Genomic DNA, 14,438 nt, shown 5'->3' with positions numbered 1-14,438 from the left:
AAACGCAAGTCACGGCTGTTTGAAAATTGAGTCCGTCACGAAGAGGCGCTTAGGCCTTCTTCTTCACATCCTTGATACTCGAGAACACAATGCCCTCGGCGCGTTCGCGGGTGTAGCCAAGATAGAATTCGTTCTTGGCCAGGAACACCGGATCGCCGTCGACGTCGTCGGCGACGCCGGAGTTATTTGCAGTAATGAAGGTCTCGAGCTTCTTTTTGTCCTCGGACGAAATCCAGCGCGCGAGCTGGAATTCGCTGATCTCGAAATCCACCGGCAGCGAATATTCCGCGTCGAGGCGCGCTTTCAGCACGTCGAGCTGCAACATGCCGACCACGCCGACCAGCGCGGGGGCGCCATCGCGCGGACGGAACACCTGCACGACGCCCTCCTCCGACATCTGCTGCAAGGCTTCCTTCAGCTTTTTGGCTTTCATCGCATCGGTCAGCCGCACGCGGCGCAGGATTTCCGGCGCGAACGACGGCACGCCGACAAATGTAATGTCCTCGCCCTCGGTCAGCGTATCGCCGATCCGCAGCGTACCATGGTTGGGAATGCCGACCACGTCGCCGGCGAACGCCTCGTCCGCGATGGCGCGATCCTGCGCGAAGAAGAACTGCGGCGACGACAGGCTCATGTTCTTGCCGGTGCGCACCAGCTTGGCCTTCATGCCGCGCGTCAGCTTGCCCGAGCACAGCCGCGCGAACGCGATGCGGTCACGATGGTTCGGGTCCATGTTCGCCTGAATTTTGAAAACGAAGGCCGACATGCGGGCCTCTTCCGCTTCGACCTTGCGCTTGTCGGCCTCCTGCGCACGCGGCGACGGCGCGAACTTGCCGAGACCTTCCAGGAGATCGCCCACTCCAAAATTCCGGAGCGCACTGCCGAAATAGACCGGCGTCATATGGCCCTCGCGGAACGATTGCAGGTCGAACGGCTTCGAGGCTTCCTTCACCAGTTCGAGTTCGTCGGCGATTTCGCCGGCATCGAGATTGGCGTTGCGGCCGGCCAAGTCGGAAATCTCGATCTTCTCGGCAGCGCCGGTCTTGGCGCCGCCGCCCTCGAGCAGACGGATGCCGCCGGTCGAGATGTCATAGGTGCCGATGAAATCGCGGCCGCGGCCGACCGGCCAGGTCATCGGCGTCGTATCGAGCGCCAGCGTCTTCTCGATCTCGTCGAGAAGATCGAACGTGTCGCGGCTCTCGCGATCCATTTTGTTGACGAATGTGATGATCGGAATGTCGCGGAGCCGGCAAACCTCGATCAGCTTCAGCGTGCGCGCCTCGATGCCCTTCGCCGCGTCGATCACCATGACGGCGGAATCGACCGCGGTCAGCGTGCGGTAGGTATCTTCCGAGAAGTCCTCGTGGCCCGGCGTATCGAGCAGATTGAAAACATGGCCCTGGAATTCGAAGGTCATCACCGACGTCACGACGGAAATGCCACGGTCGCGCTCGATCTTCATCCAGTCCGAGCGGGTGTTGCGCCGCTCGCCTTTGGCCTTGACCTGTCCCGCGAGATTGATAGCGCCGCCGAACAGCAGCAGCTTTTCGGTCAGCGTGGTCTTGCCGGCGTCAGGATGCGAAATGATCGCGAATGTGCGCCGGCGCGCCACTTCTTCGGCAAGCGGCGTCAGCGAGGCAGACTCGGCGGCAATGGCGGTGTCGGACATGATGCGAGCGTGTGGCAAAGAAACGCGGCAGGATCAAGGGTATTTGAAGTAGATGCACTTGCATCTTCTTTGCCGCTAAGCCATGTTCGGGCCGCGAGGACGACCTCGATTCACTCACATATCCGCAGGGACGGCCCTGTTATGGAGGTATTTCACCATGGCATGGACCATGTTGTTCGTTGCGGGTTTGCTGGAGATCGGCTGGGCCATCGGCCTGAAATACACCGACGGTTTCACGCGGCTGATGCCGTCGGTGCTCACCATTGTCAGCATGATTGCCAGCGTGCTCCTGCTCGGCCTGTCGCTGAAGACACTGCCCGTCGGAACCGCCTATGCGGTCTGGACCGGCATCGGCTCGGTCGGAACCGCCATCCTCGGCATCTGGCTGCTGGGTGATCCCGCAACCACGATGCGCATCGCCTGCATCGGGCTGATCGTCGCCGGAATCGTCGGCCTCAAGGTCGTGGCCTGAGCGGATGATAAGCCGTCGCCCTTCGAGGCGCGCAAGGGCGCGCACCTCAGGGTGGCGGCTTATCTATTAGAATTGGGAAACGTCATCCTGAGGTGCGAGCAGCGCGTAGCGCGCGAGCCTCGAACGATGACTTCACCAGTCCTACTTCCATCCCACCAGTGTCGTCGCGTAGTACGTCATCGCGGATACCAATGCCGCCGCCGGGATCGTGAAGATCCAGGCCCAGACGATCGAACTCGCCACATTCCAGCGCACCGCCGACACACGCCGCGCCGCGCCAACGCCGACAATCGCGCCAGTGATGGTGTGGGTGGTAGAAACCGGGACGCCCAGGAACGTCGCGGCGAACAAGGTCGCCGCCCCGCCCGTCTCGGCGCAGAACCCCTGCATCGGCGTCAGCTTGGTGATGCGCAGGCCCATGGTCCGCACGATGCGCCAGCCGCCCATGAGCGTGCCGAGCGCCATCGCCGCCTGACACGCGATGACCACCCAGAACGGCACGCTGAATTCCCCGCCGAGATAGCCCTGCGAGTACAGCAGCACCGCAATGATGCCCATGGTCTTCTGCGCGTCGTTGCCGCCATGGCCGAGGGAATACAGCGAGGCCGACGCGAACTGCAAGATACGGAACGCGCGATCGACCGCGAAAGGCGTCGAACGCACCGCGGCCCATGACACAATCGCCGTCAGCAACAGGGCGAGCAAAAATCCGACCAGCGGCGAGAGCACAATCGCAAGCAGCGTTTTTGACAAACCGCTCCAGACCATGACCGAAGTCCCTGCCTTGGCCAAGCCCGCACCGAGCAGTCCGCCGATCAGCGCATGCGAACTGCTGGACGGCATGCCGAGGCCCCACGTCACCAGATTCCACACGATGGCGCCGATCAGCGCGGCAAAGATCACATGCGCGTCGATCACCTCGGGATGGATGATTCCGGTGCCGATGGTCTGCGCCACATGCAGGCCGAACACCGCGAACGCGATGAAGTTGAAGAATGCCGCCCACGCCACGGCGTATTGCGGCCGCAGCACGCGGGTCGAAACAATCGTGGCGATGGAGTTGGCGGCGTCGTGCAGACCGTTGAGAAAATCGAACAGCAGCGCGACGGCGATCAATCCGACCAGGATGGGGAAAGCAAGCGATGCATCCACGACGAGGTCCTGACCTTAAACTTGTTCGATCACGATGCTGTTGATCTCGTTCGCGACGTCGTCGAAGCGGTCGGCGACCTTTTCCAGATGCTTGTAGATTTCAGCACCGACCACGAAGTCCATCGTGTTGCCGTCGCGGTGCTGGAGGAACAGTTCCTTGAGGCCGATGTCGTTCAGATCGTCGACCCGGCCTTCAAGCCGCGTGATTTCCTCGGTCAAAGCGGTCAGCGTGGTGACGTTCGCTCCCATCGCCTGCATCAGCGGCACGGCCTTGCCGACGAGATTCGCGCACTGCACGAGGATGGCGCCGATCTCGCGCATCGGAGGCTCAAAGGTGCGGACCTCGAACAGCATCACCGCCTTGGCGGTCTGCTGCATCTGGTCGATGGCATCGTCCATCGCCGTGATCAGGTTCTTGATGTCACCGCGATCGAACGGGGTGATGAAGGTGCGGCGGACGGCGGTCAGGACTTCCCGCGTGATCTGGTCGGCGTCGTTCTCGAACTGGTTGACGCGCTGGCAGTAGACCGGGGTCTCCTCCCCGCCGCGCATCATTCCCTCCAGCGCCTCGGCGCCTTGCACGACGGCCTGGGAGTGCCGGGCAAACAGGTCGAAGAATCTCTCCTCCCGAGGGAGCAGCTTACGAAACCAGCCCAGCATTGATCTTTCTCCGGCACGACAGAACTTGTCACATATCTGTCATAAACCGTTTCGCAGACCAACAGGCGTCTGCCCGGCGTCTAAACGCCGGTCATCCACTGATTTATCGAAGCAAAAGCCCCGCGAAATCGGACGTTTAGAGCGATCGCTTGAAATAATGGGCGATTTCGCCGACGACGCCGCGGCGGAAGGTCAGCACGCAGATCACGAAGATCGCGCCCTGAATCACGGTGACCCACTGCCCGAACCCGGCCAGATACTGCTGCATGGCGATGATGACGAACGCCCCCACCACCGGCCCGAACACCGTGCCGAGGCCGCCGACCAGGGTCATCAGCACGACTTCGCCGGACATGGTCCAGTGCACGTCGGTCAGCGACGCGTTCTGCGCCACGAACACCTTCACCGCGCCGGCCAAACCCGCCAGCGTACCGGACAGGATGAACGCCAGCAGCTTGTACTGGTCGGTCTTGTAGCCCAGCGAGATCGCGCGCTGTTCGTTCTCGCGAATCGACTTGAGCACCTCGCCGAACGGCGAGTTGATGGCCCGGTAGATCACGAGGAAGCCGAGCAGGAAAATCGCCAGCACCACATAATAAAGCGTGGTCGGCTTGGACAGATCGAACACGCCGAACATCATGCCCTGCGGAATGCCCTGGATGCCGTCTTCGCCGTGGGTGAACGGGGTCTGCAGATAGATGAAGAACAGGAGTTGCGACAGCGCCAGCGTAATCATCGCAAAATAGATGCCCTGCCGGCGGATCGCGATCAGTCCTGTCACGACGCTGAGCGCCGCCGATGCCACCACACCGAGGATAATCCCGATCTCGGGCGAGACGCCCCACACCTTCAGCGCATGCGCGGTCACATAACCGGCTGTGCCGAGGAACATCGCGTGACCGAACGACAACAGCCCGCCGTAGCCGATCAGCAGGTTGAAGGCGCAGGCGAACAGCGCAAAGCACAGCGCCTGCATCACAAAATACGGATACAGCCCCGTCAGCGGCACAACGGCCAGCAGCAACGTCATGATGACGAATGCGATCATTTCGTCGCTGGTGCGGCCCTTCACGGGAACGGCGTTGTCTGTAATCGTTGTCATGTTAATTCGCCCGCCCCGTCAGTCCAGTCGGCTTCACGAGAAGCACCAGCACCATCAGCACGAAGACCACGGTGTTGGACGCCTCGGGATAGAAATACTTGGTCAGGCCTTCGATCACGCCGAGCGCGAAGCCGGTGATGATCGAGCCCATGATCGACCCCATGCCGCCGATCACCACCACGGCGAACACGACGATGATGAGATCCGCGCCCATCAGCGGACGCACCTGATTGATCGGAGCCGACAGCACGCCGGCGAGCGCGGCGAGACCGACGCCGAGACCATAGGTCAGCGTGATCATGCGTGGCACGTTGATGCCGAAGGCGCGCACCAGCGTCGGATTCTCCGTCGCGGCGCGCAGATAGGCGCCAAGCCGGGTGCGCTCGATCAGATACCAGGTCGCAATACACACAACGAGCGAGAAGATGACGACCCAGCCGCGATAGATCGGCAGGTACATGAAGCCGAGATTGACACCGCCCTTGAGCAGGTCGGGAATGGCGTAAGGCAGTCCGGACGATCCGAAATAGTTCTGGAACACGCCCTGGATGATCAGCGCCAGGCCGAAGGTCAGCAGCAACCCGTACAGATGGTCGAGGCCTGTCAGCCATTGCAGCATCGTGCGCTCGAGCAGGATGCCGAACCCACCCACGATCACCGGCGCCAGGATCAGCGCCCACCAGTAACCGATCCCGAAAAGATTGAGGAGGAAGTACGCGACGAACGCACCCATCATGTACAGCGCGCCATGCGCGAAATTGATGATGTTGAGCATCCCGAAGATCACGGCCAGCCCAAGACTCAGCAGCGCGTAAAACGAGCCGTTGATCAGTCCAACCAGAAGCTGGGCGTAGAGAGCTTGCATCGTATCGGTTCTTTCGCGGTCAGATAGACAGTCTTGCGAGAGGATGCCCGGCGGCGCGTGGCCGCCAGGCGATCGCGATTACTTCTTCAGCAACGGGCAAGTGCTTTCCGAAAGCGGACGGAACGCCTGATCCGCCGGCGTGGTGCCAACCAGCTTGTAGTAGTCCCATGGGCCCTTCGATTCCGCCGGGGTCTTCACTTCGAAGAGATAGGCCGGATGGATCTTACGGCCGTTCGGCTGGATCGAGCCCTTGCCGAACAGCGGATCGTCGGTCGGCAGTTCCTTCATCTTGGCGACGACCTTGGCGCCGTCATGCGGATTGTTGCCGAGGGCTTCGAGCGCCTTGAAGTAATGGATCAGGGACGCATAGACGCCGGCATGCACCATGGACGGCATGCTCTTGTTCTTCGTACGTTCCGAGAACCGCTTGGAGAATGCGCGGGTGCTGTCGTTCATGTCCCAGTAGAAGGTCTCGGTGAAGTTCAGGCCCTGCGCCACCGGAAGTCCGAGCGAGTGGACGTCGGGTATGAACATCAGAAGGCCGGCCAGCTTCTGGCCACCCTTCACGATTCCGAATTCCGCAGCCTGCTTGATGGCGTTGGTGGTGTCGCCGCCCGCATTCGCCAGCCCGATGATCTTGGCCTTCGATGCCTGTGCCTGCAGCAGGAACGAGGAGAAGTCCGACGAGTTCAGCGGATGCTTGACGCTGCCGAGGATTTTGCCGCCAGCCTTGGTCACGGCGGCGGTGGTGTCACGCTCGAGCGCCGCGCCAAACGCGTAGTCGGCGGTGAGGAAGAACCAGGTATCGCCCCCGGCCTTTGCCAGCGCGGTGCCGGTGCTGTTGGCCAGCATGTAGGTGTCGTAAGCCCAGTGAACGGTGTTCGGTGTGCACTGAGCGTTGGTCAGATCCGAGGTACCTGCACCGGAGTCGAGCAGGATCGAATTCTTTTCCTTCACGACGTTGTTGACGGCGAGCGCAACGCCCGAGTTCAGAACGTCGACGATCACGTCGACCTTCTCAACGTCGATCCACTGCCGGGCGGTGGTCGAACCGACGTCCGGCTTGTTCTGGTGATCGGCAGCGATGACGTCGATCTTCCAGCCCTTCGCAGCCAGACCCGAGTCTTCGACAGCCATCTGTGCGGCCAGCGTCGAGCCTACGCCGCCGAGGTCGGAATAGAGGCCCGACATGTCGGTCAGGTTGCCGATCTTGACCGTCTTGTCCTGCGCAAGAGCGCCGCTTGCGGCACCGAGCATCAGTGCCGTGCTCAGCATGAGTGCCTTGACTGATGTTTTCACGTGTCCTCCAAGATTGTTCGTCATTTTTGAGTTGTACTTTTTCGATCGAACGAACCGCAGTGCTATTTCTTCACAAGCGGGCAGTCACTTTCCGACAGAGGCCGGAACGCCTCTTCGGCAGGGATTGTCGTCACGAGCTTATAGTAGTCCCATGGCCCCTTTGACTCTTCGGGCTTCTTGACCTCGAAAAGGTAGGCTGGATGAATCTTGCGGCCGTCAGCGCGGACCACCCCCTTGCCGAACAGCGGATCGTCCGTCGGCAATTCCTTCATCTTGGCGACAGCCTTCATTCCATCGTGCGGATTGCCGCCGAGCGCCTCCAGCGCCTTCAGATAATGCAGGGTAGAAGCATAGTCGCCTGCCTGCACCATTGAAGGCATCGCACCGTTCTTCATGCGCGCGGCGAAGCGCTTGCTGAAGTTGCGCGTACCGTCGTTGGTGTCCCAGTAGAAGCTTTCGGTCAGCTGCAGACCGTTTGCGACCTTCAGACCGAGCGAATGCACGTCGGTGATGAACAGCAGCAGCGATGCCAGCTTCTGGCCACCCTGCACGATGCCGAATTCCGCCGCCTGCTTGACGGCGTTTGTCGTGTCGCCGCCGGCGTTGGCGAGGCCGATGATCTTGGCCTTCGACGATTGCGCCTGAAGCAGGAACGACGAGAAGTCCGACGAATTCAACGGATGCTTGACGCCGCCCAGTACCTTGCCGCCGTTCTTTTCAACGACCGCGCGGGTGTCGCCTTCCAGCGCGACACCGAACGCGTAGTCCGCCGTGATGAAGAACCAGGTATCGCCGCCAGCCTTGGTCACCGCCTTGCCGGTGCCGTTGGCGACTTCGTAAGTATCGTATGCCCAGTGAACGGTGTTCGGCGTGCACGACTTACCGGTCAGCGCGGACGTCGCGGCGCCTGAATTCAGGTGGACGCGATTTTTCTCGACGGCGATCGGATTGAGCGCGAGCGCGGTGCTGGACGCGACTACGTCGACATAAGCGTCAACGTTCTCTACGTCCGCCCACTGCCGTGCAATGGCTGCGGTCACATCCGGCTTGAGCTGGTGATCGGCACTGATGACATCGATTTTCCAGCCCTTCTCACGCAGCCCGGAATCCTCGACGGCCATCTGAGTGGCGAGGACGGCACCCGCACCGGAAATATCGGAATAAAGACCGCTCATGTCGGTCAGAACTCCGATCTTGACGTTCTTATCGAGCTTTTCTTGCGCTCCTGCCATTCCAGCGCCCGAGAGAACAAGCGCCGAACTCAACATCAGTGCGGTCAAACGTGATTTCATTATTATCTTCCTCCCGCCTTTCGGCGATTTAGACACCCAGATAGGTGTGCAGCTTGTCCATGTTGGCCTGGAGTTCGGAGTTGGCGAACGCGTCGATGATCTTGCCGTGCTCGACGATGTAGTAGCGATCGGCAACCGTCGAGGCGAAACGGAAATTCTGTTCGACCAGAAGGATGGTGAACCCTTCCGCCTTCAGGCGTTTGATCATGTGCCCGATCTGCTGGATGATGACCGGAGCGAGGCCTTCGGTCGGCTCGTCCAGCATCAGGAACCGTGCGCCCGTGCGCAGGATGCGCGCGATCGCCAGCATCTGCTGCTCGCCGCCGGACAGTTTCGTGCCCTGGCTGCCGAGACGTTCCTTGAGATTGGGGAACAGTTCGAAAATCTGATCGAGCGTCATACCGCCGCTGCGGATGGTCGGCGGCAGCATCAGGTTTTCCTTGACGTCCAGGCTCGCGAAAATGCCGCGCTCCTCGGGACAGAACGCGACGCCAAGACGCGCGATCTTTTCGGACGGCAGCTTGATCAGTTCGGCGCCTTCGAACGCCACCGAGCCGGTGCGCTTGCCGATGATGCCCATGATCGACTTGAGCGTCGACGTCTTGCCTGCGCCGTTGCGGCCGAGCAGTGTCACCACCTCGCCCGAACGAACGTCGAAATTCATCCCGTGCAGGATGTGGGACTCGCCGTACCACGCTTCGAGATTCTTGACGGTGAGAACCGGGGAGCCCGCGGCGTTATTCATGGCCGGCTCCAAGATAGGCTTCCTTGACCTGCGGATGCTTGGTGAGTGTCGCGTAGTCGCCCTCCGCCAGCACCTTGCCGCGCGTCAGTACGGTGATCGTATCGGACAGGTGGGCGACGACATTCAGATTATGTTCGACCATCAGGATCGTATACTTCTGCGAGATGCGCTTGATCAGCGCGGCGACCTTGTCGATGTCTTCATGGCCCATGCCGGCCATCGGCTCATCGAGCAGCATCATTTCCGGATCGAGCGCCAGCGTGGTTGCGATCTCCAGCGCCCGCTTGCGGCCATACGGCATTTCCACCGCCGGCGTATTGGCGAATTCGCTCAGGCCGACATCGTCGAGCAGTTCCCGCGCACGGCCATTGAAGCGATCAAGCACCGACTTCGAGCGCCAGAAGTCGAACGACTGACCATGCTGACGCTGCAAGGCGACCCGGACGTTCTCGAGGGCCGTGAGGTGCGGAAACACCGCCGAAATCTGGAAGGAACGGACAAGGCCCAGGCGCGCCACATCGGCGGGCGCCATCGCGGTGATGTCCTGCCCTTTATAGCGAATCTGGCCGCGCGTCGGTTTCAGGAACTTGGTCAGCAGATTGAAGCATGTCGTCTTCCCGGCCCCGTTCGGGCCGATCAGCGCATGAATGCTGCCGCGGCGAACCTTCAGATTGACGTCGCTCACGGCCACAAAGCCCGCGAACTCCTTGGTCAACCCGCTGGTTTCAAGGATGAACTCATCAGACAAGCAATTTCCCCCTGTCAGCCTTCACGCAGGCTTTCCGCGTGTGACCGTTTTGGTTGCAGCGCTCCTCGGCCGTTTCGCCGTCCCCGCACCGCACTCGGCCGGGAATATGCAGCGAATTGTAAGCGATGCGCAAGCTGCAATGCTGCCCAGCGAATACTGCGTAATCTCCAAAAAGTATAGCATCTACCATCGTCTAGGGCTTGAAGTTCACCTTCCGGGGTGCCCTTAAACCCATCGTTAAGCCTAATATTCGCCCAACCCCCCTCTTCACCAAATATTTCGACCGCACGCCGATGATTGCTGGCAAGGACTTTCCCTAAATTCCATCGGGGGCCTTCGGCCATGGATTTCGAAAGTGCAGGTCCGGCTATCGTAAAGTCGATCAAGCAGCGCGAGCTGCTGAATTTCTGGCTGCGGCTTTACGCAAGGCACGAGCGCCTGCCGGCATTCGCTGACTACCGCCCCGAACGTCTCGCCGATGAGAGCGAGGATCTGGTCTATATCGTCGTCGAAGGTTCCGGCGGCGACACTCTCCGTTTTTTCATTGAAAGCGACGGCGACCGGATGTCGATCGCATTCGGGACCGCGGGCAAGGGCCGCGACCTTGAGGAATATATGGGCGTCAAGCTCGCGCCGGTCGTGATGCCGATCTATCGGGAATGCGTCGGGCGGCAGCTTCCGATGTTCACGATTTCGCAGATCAACGATCTTTACGGCCGCAAGGTCGACTACGAGCGGCTGCTGATGCCGTTCTCGGACGGCGACGGCGTCAACAGGATCATCGCCTCAATGAAGACGATCTCCGACGACGGCGGATTCGAGATCAGAAACCTGATGCGCGCAAACGACGTGCCGCCGAGTTACAAATTGCGCTCGGTGATCGACCAGGACTTGTTCCACAAGCTCCCCGGCCGGATCGCGCCCGGCGACACCATCGAGTTCGTCTAGCGCGATCCTTACGAGGCATCCGCGATCATGCGCGGATGTGTTCCATCTCTTCGCCAAGTTCGATGGGATGCGCCATCGCTTCGTGCAGCTTGTCCTTGTCGAGTTCGCCTTCCCAGCGGCTGATGACCACCGTCGCGACACCGTTGCCGATCAGGTTGGTCAGCGCGCGGCACTCGCTCATGAACTTGTCGATGCCGACCAGGATCGCCAGCGATGCGATCGGAATATCCGGCACGATCGCAAGCGTGGCCGCCAGCGTAATGAAACCTGCGCCCGTGACGCCCGATGCGCCTTTCGAGGTGACGATCGCGACACCGAGAATGCCGAGCTCCTGCCAGATCGTCAGGTGCGTGTTGGTCGCCTGCGCGAGGAACAGCGTCGCCAGCGTCATGTAGATATTGGTGCCGTCGAGATTGAAGCTGTATCCGGTCGGGATCACGAGACCGACCACACCGCGCGACGCGCCGAGCCGCTCCATTTTCTTGATCATGTTCGGCAGCACAGTCTCCGATGAACTTGTGCCGAGCACGATCAGAAGCTCATCCTTGATGTAAGCAATGAAACGCAGGATGGAGAATCCCGAAAACCGCGCGATGCCGCCAAGCACAAACAGGACGAAAAGAACGCTGGTGAGATAGAAGGTACCGATCAGCGCCACCAGATTCCACAACGCGCCGAGCCCATAGGCGCCCACGGTGAAGGCCATCGCACCGAACGCGCCGATCGGCGCCGCGCGGACGATGATGCGGATGACGCCAAAGAAGACTTTCGCAGCCATATCGATGGCATTGGCGATGGGCTCGCCTGCAGGCCCCATAAAGGCAATCGCGAAGCCCGACAGAATCGAAACCAGCAAAACCTGCAGCAGGTCGCCGTTTGCCAGAGCGCCGATGAAGCTGTTCGGAATGATCGCCATCAGGTGCGCGACGATGCCGTCTTCGCTTGCCTTGTGGACGTACGTGGCGACCGCTTTCGGATCGAGCGTCGCCGGATCGATGTTGAAGCCGCTGCCCGGCTGGATGATTTCGCCAACGAGCAGTCCGACGGCCAATGCAATCGTCGAGACGACCTCGAAATACAGCAGCGCCTTGAGGCCCACGCGGCCGACGCGCTTGAGGTCACCCATCGAGGAGATGCCGTGCACCACCGTGCAGAAAATCACGGGCGCGATCATCATCTTGATCAGCGAAATAAAGCCGTCGCCGAGCGGCTTCAGCGCCTTTCCGGTGCCCGGATAAAAATGTCCCACCAGAACACCGAGTGCGATGGCGATCAGCACCTGGACATAGAGAATGGAATACCAGGGCGATTTTGTTGAGGCCGGTACTGATGGCGCGGCGGTGACTGTCATCGGAGAGATCCTGAGGGAGGGAAGCAAACGGTAAAATGGCACGTCCGGCGAACGTGCGCCAGAACGACGCACCCCTCAAGGAAAATTCGCGGATCAACGATATTTTATGGGCTATTCGCGCCAAGCATGGGTCAAAGCCTTGACCACATCGGTGCCGGCTGCGCGCGGGCCTACTCGACCGCCGCCGCGTAGCTCTCCGGCTTGAAGCCGACCAGCAGCTTGCCGCCAACATCAAGAACAGGACGCTTGATCATGGACGGCTGGGCGAGCATCAGCGCCATCGCTTTCTTCTCGGTCAGATTGGTCTTCTCGGCGTCTGGAAGTTTACGGAACGTGGTGCCGGCCCGGTTCAATAAGGTTTCCCAGCCGACGGCCTTGCTCCAGCGTGCAAGGCGGTCCTTGTCGATGCCTGCCGTCTTGTAATCATGAAAGGTGTAGTCGACGCCGTGCTCGTCCAGCCACGCGCGGGCTTTCTTCATCGTGTCGCAGTTCTTGATGCCGTAGATGGTGATGGGCAAGCTCAATCCCTCGCATTTCTGAAACAGGATTTAGCGCTGTAGCGGCCAGCGCGCGAGATGATTGTGCACTCCCTGGCCGATAAGGCTGTGCACGAAAACGAAATCAGTCACGGTCCAGCCGAGCGATTCAATCGGGTGCTCGTCCACCAGCCGCCTGTCGTAAAGCAGTGTCATGTGCGGCGTGAAATGCTGTCTGACCCGCCGACCTAGTCCGGCCCTTGTCATCGCTTCGCCAACGGCGCGGTGAAACATCGTCATCGCGGCAATGTCCCTGCCCGCACGCAACACAAAGGGCCGCGTCTTTCTTTTGCTGGTGAAACTCCCGATGCGATCGAAACTGATCTCGAACGGCGGCAGTGAAACCCCTGGTGCCGCCATGCAAACCGCCTCGACGAGATTCTGAGGCAATCCGTTGTACGCGCCGAGATAATGCAGCGTGACATGAAGCCTGCACGGTGAAAGCGGCTCGCCCTGCAGTCCATGGCTGTGGCGAAGCCGCTGAATCAGATCGCCGATGCGGTCGGCCATCGCAGCCGGAGGCACAACGGCCAGGAACAGGCCGTCCGTTGGCTCAGGCAGCGTGGGTAGTTTTGGTTCAAACCCTTGAAAAACAAACTGTTCGGGCATGATCTGAACCTCTTTACGCAAAAGAACAAAAAATGAACATTCTTGCAGGCAATCCAAAGATGCAAGCGGAATTTCCCCGCTTGACGACCGGGTCGTCCAATCATATTTAAGTATCTACTTAAATACAGATTGAACCATGCCAGCAAACGCCCTCGACATGACCTTCAAGGCGCTCGCCGATCCGACGCGGCGCGCGATCCTTGCTCGCCTCGCGCTGGGCGAAACCTCCGTGCAGGAACTGGCAAAGCCGTTCGCCATGAGCCTCCCCGCCGTCTCCCAGCATCTGAAGGTTCTGGAAACCGCCGGCCTCGTCACACGCGGACGGGCGGCGCAATGGCGGCCATGCCGCCTTGAGCCAAAGGCGCTGAAGGAAGCGACCGAATGGCTCGATCAATACCGGCAGTTCTGGGAGCAGAGCTTCGGCAAGCTCGATCTGTATTTGAAAGACATCCAGGCAAAGGAAACAGATACATGACGGCAACGACTCTCAAGGTCAGGGCGAGCTCACCGGCAGATCAGCCCACCATCACCATGGAACGCGAATTCGATGCTCCGCCGGACGTGCTGTTCCGCGCTTTCACCGAGGCCGAAGCGTTGAAAACATGGTACGGCCCCAACGGCTTCACCATCACGGTGCTCGCGATGGATTTTCGCGTCGGCGGCCTCTTCCGGTTCACGATGCACGGTCCGGACGGCACGGATTATCCGAACCGCATCGAGTATCGCGACATCAAGCCGGGAGAGCGCCTCGACTATCGCCACGGTTCGGACATCGACAACGATCCGAACGCATTCGAAGTCACGACCACCTTCAAGGCCCTTGGCCCAAAGCGTACGCTGCTGACCAGGACGTCAGTCTTCCCGTCCATCGAGGCGCGCAACGCCGTCATGAAGTTCGGTGCGGTCGAACTCGGCATGCAGACGCTGGAGAAGCTGGCTGCGTATGTGAAGAAATAATCTGACATACACGGCAGAACGCCGCCGCCTTAT

16 protein-coding genes are annotated in these 14,438 nt (G+C 60.4%); 4 read left to right on the top strand and 12 right to left on the bottom strand.

The annotated features are described in order from the left end of the window. Positions 1-49 precede the first annotated feature (49 nt). Positions 50-1,669, bottom strand: coding sequence for a peptide chain release factor 3 (locus tag AC1RM7_RS01240; RefSeq protein ID WP_024920064.1), 1,620 nt, complete (start codon positions 1,667-1,669; stop codon positions 50-52). A 157-nt stretch (positions 1,670-1,826) separates the two neighbouring features. Here AC1RM7_RS01240 and sugE point away from each other — a divergent pair, with 157 nt between their 5' ends. Then, on the top strand, positions 1,827-2,141 hold the full coding sequence (gene sugE / locus AC1RM7_RS01235; RefSeq protein ID WP_006020235.1) for a quaternary ammonium compound efflux SMR transporter SugE: 315 nt from the start codon (positions 1,827-1,829) through the stop codon (positions 2,139-2,141). 141 nt (positions 2,142-2,282) lie between these two features. Here sugE and AC1RM7_RS01230 read toward each other — a convergent pair whose 3' ends face one another. From AC1RM7_RS01230 to AC1RM7_RS01195, 8 genes are all read right to left on the bottom strand, one after another. Further along, positions 2,283-3,293: an inorganic phosphate transporter gene (locus AC1RM7_RS01230; RefSeq protein WP_006020234.1), complete on the bottom strand. Its 1,011-nt coding sequence runs from the start codon at positions 3,291-3,293 to the stop codon at positions 2,283-2,285. Between the two features lie 15 nt (positions 3,294-3,308). Continuing rightward, positions 3,309-3,953: a DUF47 domain-containing protein gene (locus AC1RM7_RS01225; RefSeq protein WP_006020233.1), complete on the bottom strand. Its 645-nt coding sequence runs from the start codon at positions 3,951-3,953 to the stop codon at positions 3,309-3,311. A gap of 136 nt (positions 3,954-4,089) precedes the next feature. After that, positions 4,090-5,055: a branched-chain amino acid ABC transporter permease gene (locus AC1RM7_RS01220; RefSeq protein ID WP_024920065.1), complete on the bottom strand. Its 966-nt coding sequence runs from the start codon at positions 5,053-5,055 to the stop codon at positions 4,090-4,092. Position 5,056: 1 nt separating this feature from the next. Next, positions 5,057-5,920: a branched-chain amino acid ABC transporter permease gene (locus tag AC1RM7_RS01215; RefSeq protein ID WP_006020231.1), complete on the bottom strand. Its 864-nt coding sequence runs from the start codon at positions 5,918-5,920 to the stop codon at positions 5,057-5,059. Positions 5,921-5,998: 78 nt separating this feature from the next. Then, positions 5,999-7,195, bottom strand: a complete 1,197-nt coding sequence (locus tag AC1RM7_RS01210) for an ABC transporter substrate-binding protein (protein WP_444826201.1) — start codon at positions 7,193-7,195, stop codon at positions 5,999-6,001. A gap of 86 nt (positions 7,196-7,281) precedes the next feature. Further along, positions 7,282-8,511 carry an ABC transporter substrate-binding protein gene (locus AC1RM7_RS01205; protein WP_024920067.1) on the bottom strand — a complete coding sequence of 410 codons (1,230 nt, stop codon included), beginning with the start codon at positions 8,509-8,511 and terminating at the stop codon, positions 7,282-7,284. Positions 8,512-8,539: 28 nt separating this feature from the next. Continuing rightward, complete coding sequence (locus tag AC1RM7_RS01200) at positions 8,540-9,256, bottom strand: ABC transporter ATP-binding protein (protein WP_006020228.1); 717 nt, start codon at positions 9,254-9,256, stop codon at positions 8,540-8,542. Continuing rightward, positions 9,249-10,004, bottom strand: a complete 756-nt coding sequence (locus AC1RM7_RS01195) for an ABC transporter ATP-binding protein (protein ID WP_006020227.1) — start codon at positions 10,002-10,004, stop codon at positions 9,249-9,251. Before AC1RM7_RS01195 ends, AC1RM7_RS01200 begins: the two co-directional genes overlap by 8 nt. Before the next feature lie 342 nt (positions 10,005-10,346). Between AC1RM7_RS01195 and AC1RM7_RS01190 the strand changes: the two genes are divergently transcribed. Beyond that, on the top strand, positions 10,347-10,952 hold the full coding sequence (locus AC1RM7_RS01190; protein ID WP_024920068.1) for a PAS domain-containing protein: 606 nt from the start codon (positions 10,347-10,349) through the stop codon (positions 10,950-10,952). A 25-nt stretch (positions 10,953-10,977) separates the two neighbouring features. Here AC1RM7_RS01190 and AC1RM7_RS01185 read toward each other — a convergent pair whose 3' ends face one another. The 3 genes from AC1RM7_RS01185 to AC1RM7_RS01175 all read right to left on the bottom strand — a co-directional run bounded on the left by AC1RM7_RS01185 (position 10,978) and on the right by AC1RM7_RS01175 (position 13,448). After that, the gene (locus AC1RM7_RS01185; protein WP_006020225.1) at positions 10,978-12,303 is read right to left on the bottom strand and encodes a dicarboxylate/amino acid:cation symporter; all 1,326 of its coding nucleotides are present in this window, start codon (positions 12,301-12,303) and stop codon (positions 10,978-10,980) included. A 170-nt stretch (positions 12,304-12,473) separates the two neighbouring features. Continuing rightward, positions 12,474-12,821 (bottom strand): ArsC family reductase, encoded by a 348-nt coding sequence (locus AC1RM7_RS01180; RefSeq protein WP_006020224.1) that lies wholly within the window; start codon positions 12,819-12,821, stop codon positions 12,474-12,476. Positions 12,822-12,851: 30 nt separating this feature from the next. Continuing rightward, positions 12,852-13,448 (bottom strand): 2'-5' RNA ligase family protein, encoded by a 597-nt coding sequence (locus AC1RM7_RS01175; protein WP_006020223.1) that lies wholly within the window; start codon positions 13,446-13,448, stop codon positions 12,852-12,854. A gap of 136 nt (positions 13,449-13,584) precedes the next feature. Between AC1RM7_RS01175 and AC1RM7_RS01170 the strand changes: the two genes are divergently transcribed. After that, positions 13,585-13,923: an ArsR/SmtB family transcription factor gene (locus AC1RM7_RS01170; protein ID WP_006020222.1), complete on the top strand. Its 339-nt coding sequence runs from the start codon at positions 13,585-13,587 to the stop codon at positions 13,921-13,923. Next, the gene (locus AC1RM7_RS01165) at positions 13,920-14,405 is read left to right on the top strand and encodes an SRPBCC family protein (protein ID WP_006020221.1); all 486 of its coding nucleotides are present in this window, start codon (positions 13,920-13,922) and stop codon (positions 14,403-14,405) included. The genes AC1RM7_RS01170 and AC1RM7_RS01165 overlap by 4 nt, the downstream gene beginning before the upstream one ends. Positions 14,406-14,438 lie beyond the last annotated feature (33 nt).

This window comes from Afipia sp. GW822-FHT03D08, assembly GCF_058801645.1.
Note: the sequence above shows the minus strand (reverse complement) of the source record. Positions and strands in the feature narration are given on the sequence as shown.